The 13,437-nt window shown below is 58.2% G+C and carries 15 protein-coding genes; 12 read left to right on the top strand and 3 right to left on the bottom strand.

Translation table 11 applies throughout. The annotated features are described in order from the left end of the window. Nucleotides 1-73: 73 nt before the first annotated feature. On the bottom strand, nt 74-511 hold the full coding sequence (locus E0F99_RS06525) for a Z-ring associated ZapG family protein (RefSeq protein WP_003171734.1): 438 nt from the start codon (nt 509-511) through the stop codon (nt 74-76). 147 nt (nt 512-658) lie between these two features. Between E0F99_RS06525 and E0F99_RS06520 the strand changes: the two genes are divergently transcribed. From E0F99_RS06520 to zapE, 3 genes are all read left to right on the top strand, one after another. Next, entirely contained in the window at nt 659-1,288 is a 630-nt protein-coding gene (locus E0F99_RS06520; protein ID WP_083360164.1) for an alpha/beta hydrolase, read from the top strand. A 24-nt stretch (nt 1,289-1,312) separates the two neighbouring features. After that, nucleotides 1,313-2,668 (top strand): tryptophan--tRNA ligase, encoded by a 1,356-nt coding sequence (locus tag E0F99_RS06515; protein WP_083360163.1) that lies wholly within the window; start codon nt 1,313-1,315, stop codon nt 2,666-2,668. Between the two features lie 79 nt (nt 2,669-2,747). Beyond that, complete coding sequence (gene zapE, locus E0F99_RS06510; RefSeq protein ID WP_012722199.1) at nt 2,748-3,842, top strand: cell division protein ZapE; 1,095 nt, start codon at nt 2,748-2,750, stop codon at nt 3,840-3,842. A gap of 113 nt (nt 3,843-3,955) precedes the next feature. Here the strand turns inward: zapE and E0F99_RS06505 are convergent, their stop codons facing one another. Continuing rightward, nucleotides 3,956-4,876 carry a GlxA family transcriptional regulator gene (locus E0F99_RS06505; protein ID WP_173667162.1) on the bottom strand — a complete coding sequence of 307 codons (921 nt, stop codon included), beginning with the start codon at nt 4,874-4,876 and terminating at the stop codon, nt 3,956-3,958. A gap of 220 nt (nt 4,877-5,096) precedes the next feature. Here E0F99_RS06505 and E0F99_RS06500 point away from each other — a divergent pair, with 220 nt between their 5' ends. After that, nucleotides 5,097-6,233, top strand: a complete 1,137-nt coding sequence (locus E0F99_RS06500; RefSeq protein ID WP_083360161.1) for an acyl-CoA dehydrogenase family protein — start codon at nt 5,097-5,099, stop codon at nt 6,231-6,233. 113 nt (nt 6,234-6,346) lie between these two features. Here E0F99_RS06500 and E0F99_RS06495 read toward each other — a convergent pair whose 3' ends face one another. Then, a complete protein-coding gene (locus E0F99_RS06495) occupies nt 6,347-7,387 on the bottom strand; it encodes an NADP(H)-dependent aldo-keto reductase (RefSeq protein WP_083360160.1) in 1,041 nt (346 codons plus the stop codon). Between the two features lie 248 nt (nt 7,388-7,635). Here E0F99_RS06495 and rplM point away from each other — a divergent pair, with 248 nt between their 5' ends. From rplM to E0F99_RS06455, 8 genes are all read left to right on the top strand, one after another. Then, entirely contained in the window at nt 7,636-8,064 is a 429-nt protein-coding gene (rplM, locus tag E0F99_RS06490; protein ID WP_003171742.1) for a 50S ribosomal protein L13, read from the top strand. A gap of 14 nt (nt 8,065-8,078) precedes the next feature. Next, the gene (gene rpsI / locus E0F99_RS06485; RefSeq protein ID WP_003216038.1) at nt 8,079-8,471 is read left to right on the top strand and encodes a 30S ribosomal protein S9; all 393 of its coding nucleotides are present in this window, start codon (nt 8,079-8,081) and stop codon (nt 8,469-8,471) included. A 265-nt stretch (nt 8,472-8,736) separates the two neighbouring features. Further along, nucleotides 8,737-9,333, top strand: coding sequence for a ubiquinol-cytochrome c reductase iron-sulfur subunit (gene petA / locus E0F99_RS06480; protein WP_053254389.1), 597 nt, complete (start codon nt 8,737-8,739; stop codon nt 9,331-9,333). Beyond that, nucleotides 9,333-10,544, top strand: a complete 1,212-nt coding sequence (locus E0F99_RS06475) for a cytochrome b (protein ID WP_083360159.1) — start codon at nt 9,333-9,335, stop codon at nt 10,542-10,544. Before petA ends, E0F99_RS06475 begins: the two co-directional genes overlap by 1 nt. After that, a complete protein-coding gene (locus E0F99_RS06470) occupies nt 10,544-11,323 on the top strand; it encodes a cytochrome c1 (protein ID WP_130908731.1) in 780 nt (259 codons plus the stop codon). The genes E0F99_RS06475 and E0F99_RS06470 overlap by 1 nt, the downstream gene beginning before the upstream one ends. A 147-nt stretch (nt 11,324-11,470) precedes the next feature. Continuing rightward, on the top strand, nt 11,471-12,088 hold the full coding sequence (locus tag E0F99_RS06465; protein WP_027604841.1) for a glutathione S-transferase N-terminal domain-containing protein: 618 nt from the start codon (nt 11,471-11,473) through the stop codon (nt 12,086-12,088). Nucleotides 12,089-12,105: 17 nt separating this feature from the next. Then, on the top strand, nt 12,106-12,525 hold the full coding sequence (locus tag E0F99_RS06460; protein WP_083360157.1) for a ClpXP protease specificity-enhancing factor: 420 nt from the start codon (nt 12,106-12,108) through the stop codon (nt 12,523-12,525). Between the two features lie 159 nt (nt 12,526-12,684). After that, the gene (locus tag E0F99_RS06455) at nt 12,685-13,431 is read left to right on the top strand and encodes a FadR/GntR family transcriptional regulator (protein ID WP_083360156.1); all 747 of its coding nucleotides are present in this window, start codon (nt 12,685-12,687) and stop codon (nt 13,429-13,431) included. The last annotated feature ends 6 nt before the right edge of the window (nt 13,432-13,437 follow it).

Genomic DNA, 13,437 nt, shown 5'->3' with positions numbered 1-13,437 from the left:
GATGAAGTGAGTGCCCAACAAAAAGCCCGGCTGATCATTGATCAGCCGGGCTTTTTTATTGCTTGAAAATGACTTACTTCTTCAAGCCGTAATGCTCATCCAGCATGCCCGGGGCGTTCGGCGTTTTTGGCGCGTAGTCCCGTGGTGGCTCCTGGTTTTCCCGCGGCGGAGTCAGACGTTCCCGCGGAGTTTGCGGCGCATCGGAATGCAGCGCAGCCAGCAGACGCTGACGGGTGATGTCGTCGAGGGCCAGGCGGTTGGCGCCATCGGCGAGGTGATCCTGTACTTCCTGGTAGCTCTGAGTGAGCTTCTTGACCAGGGTCGCGGTGCTGTTGAAGTGGGTAACAACCTCGTTCTGATAACTGTCAAAACGTTCCTGAATGTCATCCAACTGACGCTGCGTGCGGTTAGGCGCGGCATTCGGCAGCAGGCGGGCAACCAGAAATCCAATCGCGACACCGGCAACCAAGGCGAGAGTCGGCAACAACCAAACTAAGAGCGAGTGTTCCACGAGTCCTTCCTCTATAAACGGCTTTGCTTTACGTTAACGGCTCGGACCTGCGCTGTATACCGCGATTAAGCTCGCAATGATGCCATGCACAGACTTTTAGCTAGACGAGTCGACCCTTTGAGAGGTCACGGAGTTCATTCCTTGCTCATGCGTGAAACCCCCGTTTTGATCGATGGCCCGGTTGGCCAATTGGAAGCCTTGTACCTGGATCACCCCGAGCCACGTGGCCTGGCGCTGATCTGCCACCCTAACCCGGTGCAGGGCGGGACCATGCTCAATAAAGTTGTCTCGACCCTGCAACGTACCGCCCGCGATGCCGGTTTGATTACTTTACGTTTCAATTACCGTGGCGTCGGTGCCAGCGCCGGTACGCACGATATGGCCACCGGTGAAGTGGACGATGCCGAAGCGGCTGCCACCTGGCTGCGGGAAAAGCACCCCGAGCTGCCGATCACCTTGCTCGGTTTTTCCTTCGGCGGGTATGTGGCCGCCAGCCTTGGTGGTCGCCTGGAAGCCAAGGGTGAAAAGCTTGCGCACCTGTTCATGGTTGCTGCTGCCGTGATGCGCCTGCGTGATACCGACGTGCTGCCCCAGGGCTGCCCATTGACACTCATCCAGCCGGAAACCGACGAAGTGGTCGACCCACAGCTGGTCTACGACTGGTCTGGCGCCTTGAAACGCCCCCATGAGCTGCTGAAAGTGGCAGAATGCGGACACTTTTTTCATGGCAAGCTGACCGATCTCAAGGATCTGGTGCTGCCGCGCCTCTCGAATTGATAGCAGTCTGATAAGCGATTACCCATGACGACTCGTACCCGTATCCTCACCGGCATTACCACCACCGGCACGCCGCACCTGGGCAACTACGCTGGCGCGATCCGCCCGGCGATCCTTGCCAGCCAAGACGCGAATGCCGACTCCTTCTACTTCCTGGCCGACTACCACGCCTTGATCAAGTGCGATGACCCGCAGCGCATCCAGCGCTCGCGTATGGAAATCGCCGCGACCTGGCTGGCCGGTGGCCTGGATGTGAACCGGGTGACGTTCTATCGCCAGTCCGACATCCCGGAAATTCCCGAGCTGACCTGGCTGCTGACCTGTGTTGCCGCCAAGGGCCTGCTTAACCGCGCCCATGCCTACAAGGCCTCGGTGGACAAGAACGTGGAAACCGGTGAAGACCCGGACGCGGGCATCACCATGGGCCTGTACAGCTACCCGGTGCTGATGGCGGCGGACATCCTGATGTTCAATGCGCACAAAGTGCCGGTCGGCCGCGACCAGATCCAGCACGTGGAAATGGCCCGCGACATCGGCCAGCGTTTCAACCACCTGTTCGGCAACGGTAAAGAATTCTTCACCATGCCCGAGGCGTTGATCGAAGAAAGCGTCGCCACCTTACCGGGCCTCGATGGCCGCAAGATGTCCAAGAGCTACGACAACACCATCCCGTTGTTCACCAGCGCCAAGGACATGAAAGACGCCATCTCGCGGATCGTCACCGATTCGCGTGCGCCCGGCGAAGCCAAAGACCCGGACAACGCGCACCTGTTCACCCTGTTTCAGGCGTTTGCCACCAAGGCGCAGGAAGAAGAGTTTCGCGGCGAGTTGCTGCAAGGTTTGGGCTGGGGCGAGGCGAAGAACCGTCTGTTCCAACTGCTCGATGGTCAACTGGGCGAAGCGCGTGAGCGTTACCACCAACTGATGTCGCGCCCCTCGGACATGGAAGACCTGCTGCTGATCGGCGCCAAGAAAGCCCGTGCCGTAGCGGCGCCGTTCCTGGCCCAGCTGCGTGAAGCGGTGGGCCTGCGTTCATTCGTCAACCAGGCTGCAGCGCCGCTGGCGACCAAGAAAAAAGCCGCCAAAGCCGCACGCTTTGTGAGCTTTCGCGAAGACGACGGCAGTTTCCGCTTCCGCTTGCTGGCCGCCGATGGCGAGCAGTTGTTGCTCTCGCGCAACTTTGCCGACGGTAAAGCGGCTGGCGCCGTGACCAAGCAATTGCAAAGCGGCGGCACGTTGGACGTGCGCACTGAAGCCCTGGGCTTCAGCGTATGGCTGGACGGCGCTGCGGTGGCCGACAGCGCTGCGTTCGCCGACGAAACGTCGCGCGACGCTGCCATCCAAGCCCTGCGCGTCGCGTTGACTCCAATCGAGGATTAACCCGACCAAGGGTTGATTGCCATTCTCCAGGGCCGTCGTTACAGTGACGGCCCGTTTTTGTTGCCTTGCTAACGAAATTATGACGCCCCTAGAACGATATCAAGCTGATCTGAAACGCCCTGAATTCTTCCATGACGCTGCCCAGGAAACCGCGGTGCGTCATTTGCAGCGTCTGTACGACGACCTGGTCGCGGCCTCGCAAAGCAAGCCAGGGATGTTCAGCAAGCTGTTTGGCAAGAAAGACCATACGCCGGTCAAAGGCTTGTACTTCTGGGGTGGCGTGGGCCGGGGCAAGACTTACCTGGTCGATACCTTCTTTGAAGCGCTGCCGTTCAAGGAAAAGGTCCGTACGCACTTCCACCGCTTCATGAAGCGCGTGCACGAAGAAATGAAGACCCTGCCGGGCGAGAAAAACCCGCTGACCATCATCGCCAAGCGCTTCTCGGACGAGGCACGGGTGATCTGCTTCGATGAATTCTTCGTCTCCGACATCACCGACGCCATGATCCTCGGCACCCTGATGGAAGAGCTGTTCAAGAACGGCGTGACCCTGGTCGCCACCTCGAACATCGTACCCGACGGCTTGTACAAGGACGGCCTGCAACGCGCGCGCTTCCTGCCGGCCATCGCGTTGATCAAGCAGAACACCGAGATCGTCAACGTCGACAGCGGCGTCGACTACCGCCTGCGTCACCTGGAGCAAGCCGAGCTGTTCCACTTCCCGCTGAACGAAGCGGCGCACGAAAGCCTGAAAAAAAGCTTCCGCGCGCTCACGCCGGAATGCACCCAGGCGGTGGAAAACGACAAGTTGATGATCGAGAACCGCGAAATCATCGCGCTGCGCACCTGCGATGACGTGGCCTGGTTCGAATTTCGCCAACTGTGCGACGGCCCGCGCAGCCAGAACGACTACATCGAACTGGGCAAAATCTTCCACGCGGTGATCTTGAGCGGCGTGGAGCAGATGAGCGTCACCACTGACGACATCGCGCGCCGGTTTATCAACATGGTCGACGAATTCTACGACCGCAACGTCAAGCTGATCATCTCGGCGGAAGTCGAACTCAAGGACCTCTACACCGGCGGTCGCTTGAACTTTGAATTCCAGCGCACGCTGAGCCGCTTGCTGGAAATGCAGTCCCACGAGTTCCTGTCGCGCGGGCACAAGCCCTAAGCACAACGCAGGCTCAAGGTGGGAAGGGGGCTTGCTCCTGATAACGGCGTGTCAGTCACTGTAGATGTTGATTGATCCACCGCAATCGGGAGCAAGCCCCTGCCACATTGGACCTACGCGGCCTGCTGGAACTGTTGGCGGTACTGGTTGGGCGACAACTCAGTGTGCTGCCTGAACAGCCGCGCAAAAAAGCTCGCATCGTCATAACCCACCTCATAGCTGATGGTCTTGATGCTTTTGCGGCTGCCTGAAAGCAGGCCCTTGGCGGTCTCGATGCGCAGGCGCTGCAGGTAATGCAGCGGCTTGTCACCGGTGGCAGTCTGGAAGCGGCGCATGAAGTTGCGGATGCTCATGCCGTGTTCCCGGGCGACGTCTTCGAAGCGGAACTTGTCGGCAAAATGCTCTTCGAGCCAGTGCTGGATCTGCAGAATGATCACGTCCTGGTGCAGCTTCTGCCCACCAAAACCAATGCGCCCCGGCGCGTAGCTGCGTTGCACTTCGTAGAGAATATCGCGGGCCACCGCCTGGGCGATATTGGCGCCGCAGAAGCGTTCGATCAGGTAGATGTAGAGGTCGCACGCCGAGGTAGTGCCGCCAGCGCAATACAGGTTATCGGCGTCGGTGAGGTGCTTGTCCTGATTGAGTTGCACGTTGGGGAAGCGTTCGCTGAAGGCATTGAAGAACCGCCAGTAAGTAGTCGCCTCTTTGCCATCCAGCAGCCCGGCTTCCGCGAGCCAGAACACCCCGGTGGCTTCGCCGCAGAGCACGGCACCACGCGCATGTTGTTGGCGCAGCCAGGGCAGCACTTGTGGGTAGCGCGTGCACAGGGCGTCGAAGTCATCCCAGAAGGCCGGCAACACGATGATGTCGGCGTCTTCCAGGCCGCCGTCCACCGGCATGATCACATCACTGAAGCTGCGCACCGATTGCCCGTCGGGGCTGACCAGGCGCGTTTCAAACGCCGGGGTCAGGCCCAGGCCTTGTTGTTTGCCATAACGCAGGCTGGCGAGATGGAAGAAATCCTTGGCTTGCATGAGGGTTGAAGCGAATACCCGATCAATGGCCAAAATGCTGACGCGCCGCAGGGGCGTGGAGATTTGGTTAGACATAATTTCATTTATTCTTATAGGGGAAAGTGGTCACCAGACGGCTGGATCGTCTTATTTTTTGTCGCATGTGTCCAGTGTCCCGTGACGCCTTCGCGGCATAGTCTCTGTGGTCCGGTCTTTGTCCGACAATCCACGCAGGTGACCCATGATCCCCAGAACCTTGTTCAGCTCGGAGCACGAACTCTTTCGCGAGAGCGTGCGCACCTTCCTTGAAAAACACGCCGCGCCGTTCCATGCGCAATGGGAGAAACAGGGCTATATCGACCGCAGCCTATGGAGCAGGGCAGGCGAGGCGGGGATGCTGTGTTCACATCTGCCGGAGGAATATGGCGGTCTGGGCGCAGACTTTTTGTACAGCGCAGTGGTGATCGAAGAGATCAGCCGCCTGGGGCTGACTGGCATCGGTTTCTCGCTGCATTCGGACATCGTCGCGCCTTACATCCTGCATTACGGCAGTGAAGCGTTGAAACACAAATACCTGCCCAAATTGATCTCTGGCGAGAGTGTCACGGCCATCGCCATGACCGAGCCGGGGGCCGGTTCCGACTTGCAGGGCGTCAAGACCACCGCAGTGCTGGACGGCGATGAGTACGTGATCAACGGCTCCAAGACCTTTATCACCAACGGCTTTCTCGCCGATTTGGTGATCGTGGTGGCCAAGACCGATCCCAAGGCCGGAGCGAAGGGCACCAGCCTGTTTCTGGTGGAAGCCGATACGCCGGGCTTCGACAAGGGCAAGCGCCTGGAGAAGGTGGGCATGAAGGCCCAGGACACCTCTGAGCTGTTCTTTCAGAATGTGCGGGTGCCCAAGGAAAACCTGCTGGGCCAGGTGGGCATGGGCTTCGCGTATTTGATGCAGGAGTTGCCCCAGGAGCGTCTGACCGTGGCGATTGGTGCGCTGTCGTCAGCCGAGGCGGCGCTGCAGTGGACTTTGGAATACACCCGTGAGCGCAAAGCGTTCGGCAAGGCGATTGCCGATTTTCAGAACACCCGGTTCAAGCTGGCGGAGATGGCCACCGAGATTCAGATTGGCCGCGTGTTTGTCGACAAGTGCATGGCGTTGCACCTGGAGGGCAAGCTGGACGTGCCTACGGCGGCGATGGCCAAGTATTGGGCCACTGACCTGCAATGCAAGGTGCTCGACGAGTGCGTGCAATTACACGGCGGCTACGGCTTCATGTGGGAATACCCGATTGCGCGGGCCTGGGCGGATGCGCGGGTGCAGCGGATTTATGCGGGGACCAATGAAATCATGAAGGAGATTATTGCGCGGGCGCTTTGATTTCTTTGTGCTGCAGAGGGCTCCATTGGGAGCAAGCCCTCTGCCGCATTTGACGCTGTTCACACATCAAAATGTGGGACAGGGCTTGCGCCCGATAGCGGCTTAGAGATCAATCAAGGCGCAGGATTCGGATGATCCTTCTGAATCGCCTCAATCCCTTCCAGCACGTCTTTCGACAGTTTCAGCTCAGCACTGGCAATGTTGCTGTCCAGCTGTACAAGCGTTGTCGCACCAATGATGTTGCTGGTCACAAACGGCTGCTGCGTCACGAACGCCAACGCCATCTGCGCCGGGTCCAGGCCATGCTCGTGCGCCAGCGCCACATAACGGCTGCATGCCGCTTCTGACTGCGGGTTGAAGTAACGGCTGAAGCGGCTGTATTCGGTCAGGCGAGCCTTTGCGGGGCGTGCGCCATTCTCGTACTTGCCGCTGAGCATCCCGAACGCCAGCGGCGAGTAGGCCAGCAGGCCGCATTGCTCACGAATCGCGACTTCCGCCAAGCCCACTTCAAAGCTGCGATTGAGCAGGTTGTAGGGGTTCTGGATCGACACAGCGCGGGTCCAGCCGCGGGCCTCGGCCAGGGCCAGGAACTTCATGGTGCCCCAGGGGGTTTCGTTGGACAGGCCGATATGGCGGATCTTGCCAGCCTTGACTTGTTCGTCCAGCGCTTCGAGGGTTTCTTCCAGCGGGGTCAGGTCGTCTTCGTCTTTGTGCTTGTAGCTCAGTTGGCCGAAGAAGTTGGTGCTGCGCTCCGGCCAGTGCAGCTGGTAGAGGTCGATCCAGTCGGTTTGCAGGCGTTTGAGGCTGGCATCCAGGGCGTCGACGATGTGCTTGCGGTTGTGGCGCAGGTGCCCGTCGCGGATGTAGTCGATGGTGTTGCCGGGGCCGGCGATTTTGCTGGCGAGGATCCAGTCGGTACGGTCGCCGCGGCTTTTGAAGTAATTACCGATGTAACGCTCGGTGGTGGCATAGGTGTCGGCCTTGGGCGGCACCGGGTACATTTCCGCCGTGTCGAGGAAGTTGATCCCCGCCGCCTTGGCCCGTTCGATCTGAGCGAAGGCCTCTGCCTCGCTGTTCTGCTCACCCCAGGTCATGGTGCCCAAGGCTATCGCGCTTACGTTCAGATCGGTGCGGCCCAGCTGTCGATAATCCATCGGGTACTCCTTCGGGGAAAACAATCATAAAAGCAGGTTGAATTTTTTTTCGCAATCTGCATAATTGCCCACCTCTTTCTGCAGTGGAAGTGATGCGCCGCCTGCCGAAGAATCTTGCCGTTGAACGGACGCGCCGACCCGAGCCCCCGATAGCGTCTGTATCCGGCTGCCTTTGACTTGTCAAAGTACGCACTATTCAGTAAGATCCGCCGTCTAATTTACAGGGCGGCCCCTGAGGCTATTAAAGAATGACAACTTTTACTGCAAAACCGGAAACAGTTCAGCGCGACTGGTTTGTCGTCGACGCCGCTGGTCAGACCCTGGGTCGTCTGGCCACTGAAGTCGCCAGCCGTCTGCGTGGCAAGCACAAGCCTGAGTACACCCCTCACGTTGACACCGGTGACTACATCGTGATCATCAACGCTGAGCAGGTACGTGTTACCGGCAACAAAGCGCAAGACAAAATGTACTACCGTCACTCCGGTTTCCCAGGCGGTATCAAGTCTTCGAACTTCGAAGGTCTGATTTCCAAGAAGCCTGAAGCACCGATCGAAATCGCGGTCAAAGGCATGCTGCCGAAGGGCCCACTGGGTCGCGATATGTTTCGCAAGCTGAAAGTCTATGCGGGCGCTGTACACCCTCATGCTGCTCAGCAGCCCCAAGAACTGAAGTTTTAACGGAATAGTTCATTATGTCGGCGACTCAAAATTACGGCACTGGCCGTCGCAAAACCGCAACCGCACGCGTTTTCCTGCGTCCGGGCACTGGTAACATCTCGATCAACAACCGCACTCTGGAAAACTTCTTCGGTCGCGAAACTGCCCGCATGGTAGTTCGTCAGCCGCTGGAATTGACCGAGACCGTTGAAAAGTTCGACATCTACGTCACCGTTATTGGTGGCGGTGTAAGTGGTCAAGCTGGCGCAATCCGCCACGGTATCACTCGCGCTCTGATGCAGTACGACGAAACCCTGCGTGGCGCTCTGCGCAAAGCTGGCTTCGTTACTCGCGATGCTCGTGAAGTTGAACGTAAGAAAGTCGGTCTGCGTAAAGCGCGTAAGCGTCCGCAGTACTCGAAGCGTTAATTCGCTTTACGTTCCACAAAAACGCCCAACTCCTCACGGAGCTGGGCGTTTTTTATTGCCTACGATTTATGCACAATTTTCGCCGTGACAACTTGCCACATCCGTAGACCCCCTATACTACAAGGCCTGGACAGGGAGCCCCGGGCAATTCCCTTGTCATACGTGGGGCTTTTCATTACCATTCGGCAAAATTTTTATAAGTAAAGATTCAACACTTAGTAGACGCCTGATTTAACAGGCCAAAAAGCTGATGGGAGAGGACTGAATGAGCAATGACGGCGTGAATGCAGGCCGGCGTCGCTTCTTGGTAGCAGCCACATCCGTTGTGGGTGCTGCAGGAGCGGTGGGGGCTGCGGTCCCGTTCGTGGGGTCATGGTTTCCCAGTGCCAAGGCGAAAGCCGCAGGTGCACCGGTGAAGGTGAATGTCAGCAAGATCGACCCAGGCCAGCAGATGATTGCTGAGTGGCGCGGTCAGCCGGTTTTCATTGTTCGTCGTACTGAGGAAATCCTGGGGAATCTGAAGAAAATCGAAGGTCAGCTGTCTGATCCCGACTCGAAGAATTCCGAACAACCCGCTTACGTCGATAAGGAAATTCGCTCGATCAAGCCAGAGATTCTGCTGCTGATCGGTATCTGCACCCACCTGGGGTGCTCGCCTACCTTCCGCCCTGAAGTTGCCCCTGCCGACTTGGGCAAGGATTGGGTCGGTGGCTACTTCTGTCCTTGTCACGGCTCTCACTACGACCTTGCTGGTCGCGTCTACAAGTCACAACCCGCACCACTGAACCTGCCAGTTCCGCCACATCATTACGAGACTGACAGTGTCATTGTCATTGGCGTCGACGAGGGGGAGAAAGCCTGATGAGCAAGTTCATGGATTGGGTGGATGCGCGCTTCCCCGCCACTAAAATGTGGGAAGACCATCTCAGCAAATATTACGCGCCAAAAAACTTCAACTTCTTCTACTTCTTCGGCTCCCTGGCGCTGTTGGTGTTGGTCAACCAACTGGTCACCGGTGTCTGGCTGACGATGAGCTACACGCCGTCGGCAGAAGAGGCCTTTGCGTCCGTTGAAGGAATCATGCGCGACGTCGAGTACGGCTCGATCTTGCGTCTATTGCACTCCACCGGCGCTTCAGCGTTCTTCATCGTTGTTTACATGCACATGTTCCGTGGCTTGCTCTACGGTTCGTACCAGAAGCCTCGCGAGCTGGTGTGGGTCTTCGGCATGCTGATCTACCTGGCGCTGATGGCTGAAGCCTTCATGGGTTACTTATTGCCGTGGGGCCAGATGTCGTACTGGGGCGCCCAGGTGATCATCTCGCTGTTTGGCGCGATCCCCGTCATCGGTAATGACCTGACCCAATGGATTCGTGGTGATTACCTGATCTCAGGCATCACCCTGAACCGCTTCTTCGCCTTGCACGTCGTGGCCTTGCCAATCGTGATTCTGGGCTTGGTGGTGCTGCACATCCTGGCGCTGCATGAAGTGGGTTCGAACAACCCGGATGGCGTGGACATCAAGAAGCACAAAGATGAAAACGGCATACCGCTGGACGGCATTCCGTTCCACCCGTACTACACCGTGAAAGATATTGTCGGCGTGGTGGTGTTCCTGTTTATCTTCTGCTCGATCGTGTTCTTTTTCCCGGAGATGGGCGGTTATTTCCTGGAGAAGCCTAACTTCGAACAGGCCAACGCCTTCAAGACGCCAGAGCATATTGCGCCGGTCTGGTACTTCACGCCGTTCTACGCGATCTTGCGGGCCATTCCAGACAAGCTGATGGGCGTGGTTGCCATGGGGGCGTCGATTGCTCTGTTGTTTGTGCTGCCGTGGCTTGACCGTAGTCCGGTCAAATCGATGCGCTACAAGGGTTGGTTGAGCCGAATCTGGCTGCTCGTGTTCTGTATCGCCTTCATGCTGCTGGGCTGGACGGGCGTGAAGGCGCCGTCGCCTGGGCTGACGCTGCTGTCGCAGGTCTGCACCTTCCTGTACTTCGCCTACTTCATTCTGATGCCGTTCTACACCCGGCTCGAGAAGACCAAACCGGTTCCGGAAAGGGTGACTGGCTGATGAAAAAGTTATTTGTTGCATTGATGCTTGCGGCGCTGCCGCTACTGTCCTTCGCTGCCGAGCATGGCGCTGAGCTGGAGAGCGTCGATATCGACGTGTCTGACAAGGCCGCCATGCAGGATGTTCTGCGTACCTTCACCAACTACTGCATGGGCTGCCACAGCGCCAAGTTCCAGCGTTACGAGCGTGTCGCCGATGACTTGGGCATCCCGCATGACGTGATGCTCAGTCACGCGGTGTTCACTGGCGCGAAGATCGGCGACCACATGAACATTGGCATGCAGCCTGCCGACGCCAAGGCCTGGTTCGGGGCTGCACCGCCCGACCTGACTCTGGTTGCGCGCGTTCGTGGCACCGATTGGCTCTATGGCTACCTCAAATCCTTCTACGAAGACCCGACGCGCCCTTATGGCGTAAACAACAAAGTCTTCCCGAACGTCGGTATGCCTAACGTTCTGGTCGGCCTGCAGGGTCGCCAAGTGGTAGGATGCAAGCAGGTTCAGGTCGTTGAAGACGGCAAGAAGCAATATGATCCGTTGACCGGTACGCCTTTGACTCATGAAGCGTGCGATCAACTGACCATCGTGCCCAAGACTGGCGCGCTGAACGAAGAGCAGTTTGACGAGAAGGTCAAGAATCTGGTGACCTTCCTGGCCTACTCGGCCAACCCGGTCAAACTGCAACATCAGCGCATCGGTACCTATGTATTGCTGTACCTGGCCTTCTTCTTCGTATTCGCCTATCTGCTCAAACGCGAATACTGGAAGGATGTGCATTGATCCAACCGTAAGCAATTGCTGTTAATCTTGCGCGCCCAGCGGCACCTCTACACGTAGCGGTCTGGTTGAACCAGGCACTACAGAGATGCTCTCTGGGCGCGCTCGTTTTTGAGCTTTCGATAATTTCAACAAGCGAGGAGGACCGCCATGGGCGTGACCAACCGGTTGGCCTGTTACTCCGACCCCGCCGACCACTATTCCCACCGAGTACGCATCGTGCTCGCAGAGAAGGGTGTCAGCGCCGAGATCATCAGTGTGGAGGTGGGACGTCATCCGCCGAAGCTGATCGAAGTGAACCCTTACGGCAGCTTGCCCACCCTGGTCGATCGTGACCTGGCGTTGTGGGAGTCAACCGTGGTGATGGAATACCTGGATGAGCGTTACCCGCATCCACCTTTGCTGCCGGTATATCCGGTGGCGCGTGCCAACAGCCGCCTGCTGATCCATCGGATCCAGCGTGACTGGTGCGGGCTGGTGGATTTGATTCTGGATACACGCAGTAAAGAAGCCGCTCGAGTGCAGGCGCGCAAGGAATTGCGTGAGAGCCTGACCGGTGTTTCGCCGTTGTTCGCCGACAAACCTTTTTTCCTCAGCGAGGAACAAAGCTTGGTGGATTGCTGCCTATTACCCATACTCTGGCGCTTGCCGATCCTGGGCATTGAACTGCCACGGCCGGCCAAGCCGTTGCTTGATTACATGGAGCGCCAGTTTGCGCGTGAGGCTTTCCAGGCGAGTCTGTCTGGCGTCGAACGCGATATGCGCTAAGGCTTAAGGAGCCGCTGATGAACTCCAGTCGACCCTACTTGGTCCGCGCGCTCTATGAGTGGATTGTGGACAACGATTGCACCCCGCACATGCTGGTCAACGCTGAATTCCCCAAGGTTGACGTACCGCAGGGTTTTGCCAGTGATGGGCAGATTGTGCTGAACGTATCACCCAGCGCCGTGCGTCACCTGCACATGGACAATGAAGCTGTCAGCTTCGAAGGGCGTTTCGGCGGTGTGCCGCATACGCTGTTCGTGCCGATTGGTGCCATCCTCGGGATCTATGCCCGGGAAAATGGCCAGGGCATGGTGTTCGATCTGGAGTCGCCTTTCGAGGACGACGAAGCGATCGACAGCGAAGGCGGTGATGATGTGCCACCACCAGACTCCGAGCCTCCGCGTCCAAGCGGCCGGCCGAGCCTGAAAGTGGTGAAGTAAGCGGCTTTTACCCTAGGGTGAGCCTGAAAAATGCCTCGACTTGTGTCGGGGCATTTTTTTGCGCGAAGGATGTGGGTGAAAGTCGCGACCGGACGGTGATCGTACAACCGCCATGGGCTATGATGCGGGCTCAAGTTCGCCGAGAAAGATGGATTCATCATGGAAAATGCCAACACCGCCCCTCGTCTTCCCCGCAAGCGCCGCAGCCTTGCCCAGGAATTGGTCACGGTGTTGTCCGAGCAGATTCGCGACGGCCAACTCAAACGCGGCGACAAGTTGCCTACCGAATCCGCAATCATGGAAGCGCATGGGGTCAGCCGCACCGTGGTGCGTGAAGCCATCTCGCGTTTGCAGGCGGCGGGGCAGGTGGAAACCCGCCACGGTATCGGCACCTTTGTATTGGACACGCCAAGCCCCAGCGGCTTCCGGATTGACCCGGCCACGGTGGTGACGCTGCGTGATGTGCTGGCGATTCTGGAGCTGCGTATCAGCCTGGAAGTTGAATCCGCCGGCCTCGCGGCCTTACGTCGTAGCGACGAACAGCTGGCCGCCATGCGTGCTGCCCTCGACGCCTTGAATGAAAGCGCCGCCCACGCTGGCGATGCTGTCGCGTCAGACTTCGCGTTCCACCTGGAAATTGCGCTGTCCACCGGCAACCGCTACTTCACCGACATCATGACCCACCTGGGCACCAGCATCATTCCGCGTACGCGCTTGAATTCAGCGCGCCTGGCCCATGATGACCAGCAGCACTACATGGGACGCCTGAGCCGCGAACACGAAGAGATTTATGAGGCGATTGCTCGCCAGGATTCGGACGCGGCGCGCGCGGCCATGCGCTTGCATCTGACTAACAGCCGCGAACGGCTGCGCCATGCCCATGAAGAGGCACAAGCGCAGCGCTGATCAAAC

It is taken from the genome of Pseudomonas antarctica, assembly GCF_900624995.1.
Lineage (GTDB): Bacteria > Pseudomonadota > Gammaproteobacteria > Pseudomonadales > Pseudomonadaceae > Aquipseudomonas > Aquipseudomonas antarctica.
The sequence above is the reverse complement of the archived record's forward strand: the minus strand, read 5'-3'. Positions and strand labels throughout refer to the sequence as shown.

Coding starts and splice junctions, on each gene's coding strand:
- rpsI (WP_003216038.1), top strand. CDS start 8,079: ATGTCGGCGACTCAAAATTACGGCACTGGCCGTCGCAAAACCGCAACC.
- E0F99_RS06475 (WP_083360159.1), top strand. CDS start 9,333: ATGAGCAAGTTCATGGATTGGGTGGATGCGCGCTTCCCCGCCACTAAA.
- E0F99_RS06515 (WP_083360163.1), top strand. CDS start 1,313: ATGACGACTCGTACCCGTATCCTCACCGGCATTACCACCACCGGCACG.
- E0F99_RS06520 (WP_083360164.1), top strand. CDS start 659: ATGCGTGAAACCCCCGTTTTGATCGATGGCCCGGTTGGCCAATTGGAA.
- E0F99_RS06470 (WP_130908731.1), top strand. CDS start 10,544: ATGAAAAAGTTATTTGTTGCATTGATGCTTGCGGCGCTGCCGCTACTG.
- E0F99_RS06460 (WP_083360157.1), top strand. CDS start 12,106: ATGAACTCCAGTCGACCCTACTTGGTCCGCGCGCTCTATGAGTGGATT.
- E0F99_RS06465 (WP_027604841.1), top strand. CDS start 11,471: ATGGGCGTGACCAACCGGTTGGCCTGTTACTCCGACCCCGCCGACCAC.
- E0F99_RS06455 (WP_083360156.1), top strand. CDS start 12,685: ATGGAAAATGCCAACACCGCCCCTCGTCTTCCCCGCAAGCGCCGCAGC.
- E0F99_RS06500 (WP_083360161.1), top strand. CDS start 5,097: ATGATCCCCAGAACCTTGTTCAGCTCGGAGCACGAACTCTTTCGCGAG.
- petA (WP_053254389.1), top strand. CDS start 8,737: ATGAGCAATGACGGCGTGAATGCAGGCCGGCGTCGCTTCTTGGTAGCA.
- E0F99_RS06505 (WP_173667162.1), bottom strand. CDS start 4,876: ATGCAAGCCAAGGATTTCTTCCATCTCGCCAGCCTGCGTTATGGCAAA.
- rplM (WP_003171742.1), top strand. CDS start 7,636: ATGACAACTTTTACTGCAAAACCGGAAACAGTTCAGCGCGACTGGTTT.
- E0F99_RS06495 (WP_083360160.1), bottom strand. CDS start 7,387: ATGGATTATCGACAGCTGGGCCGCACCGATCTGAACGTAAGCGCGATA.
- zapE (WP_012722199.1), top strand. CDS start 2,748: ATGACGCCCCTAGAACGATATCAAGCTGATCTGAAACGCCCTGAATTC.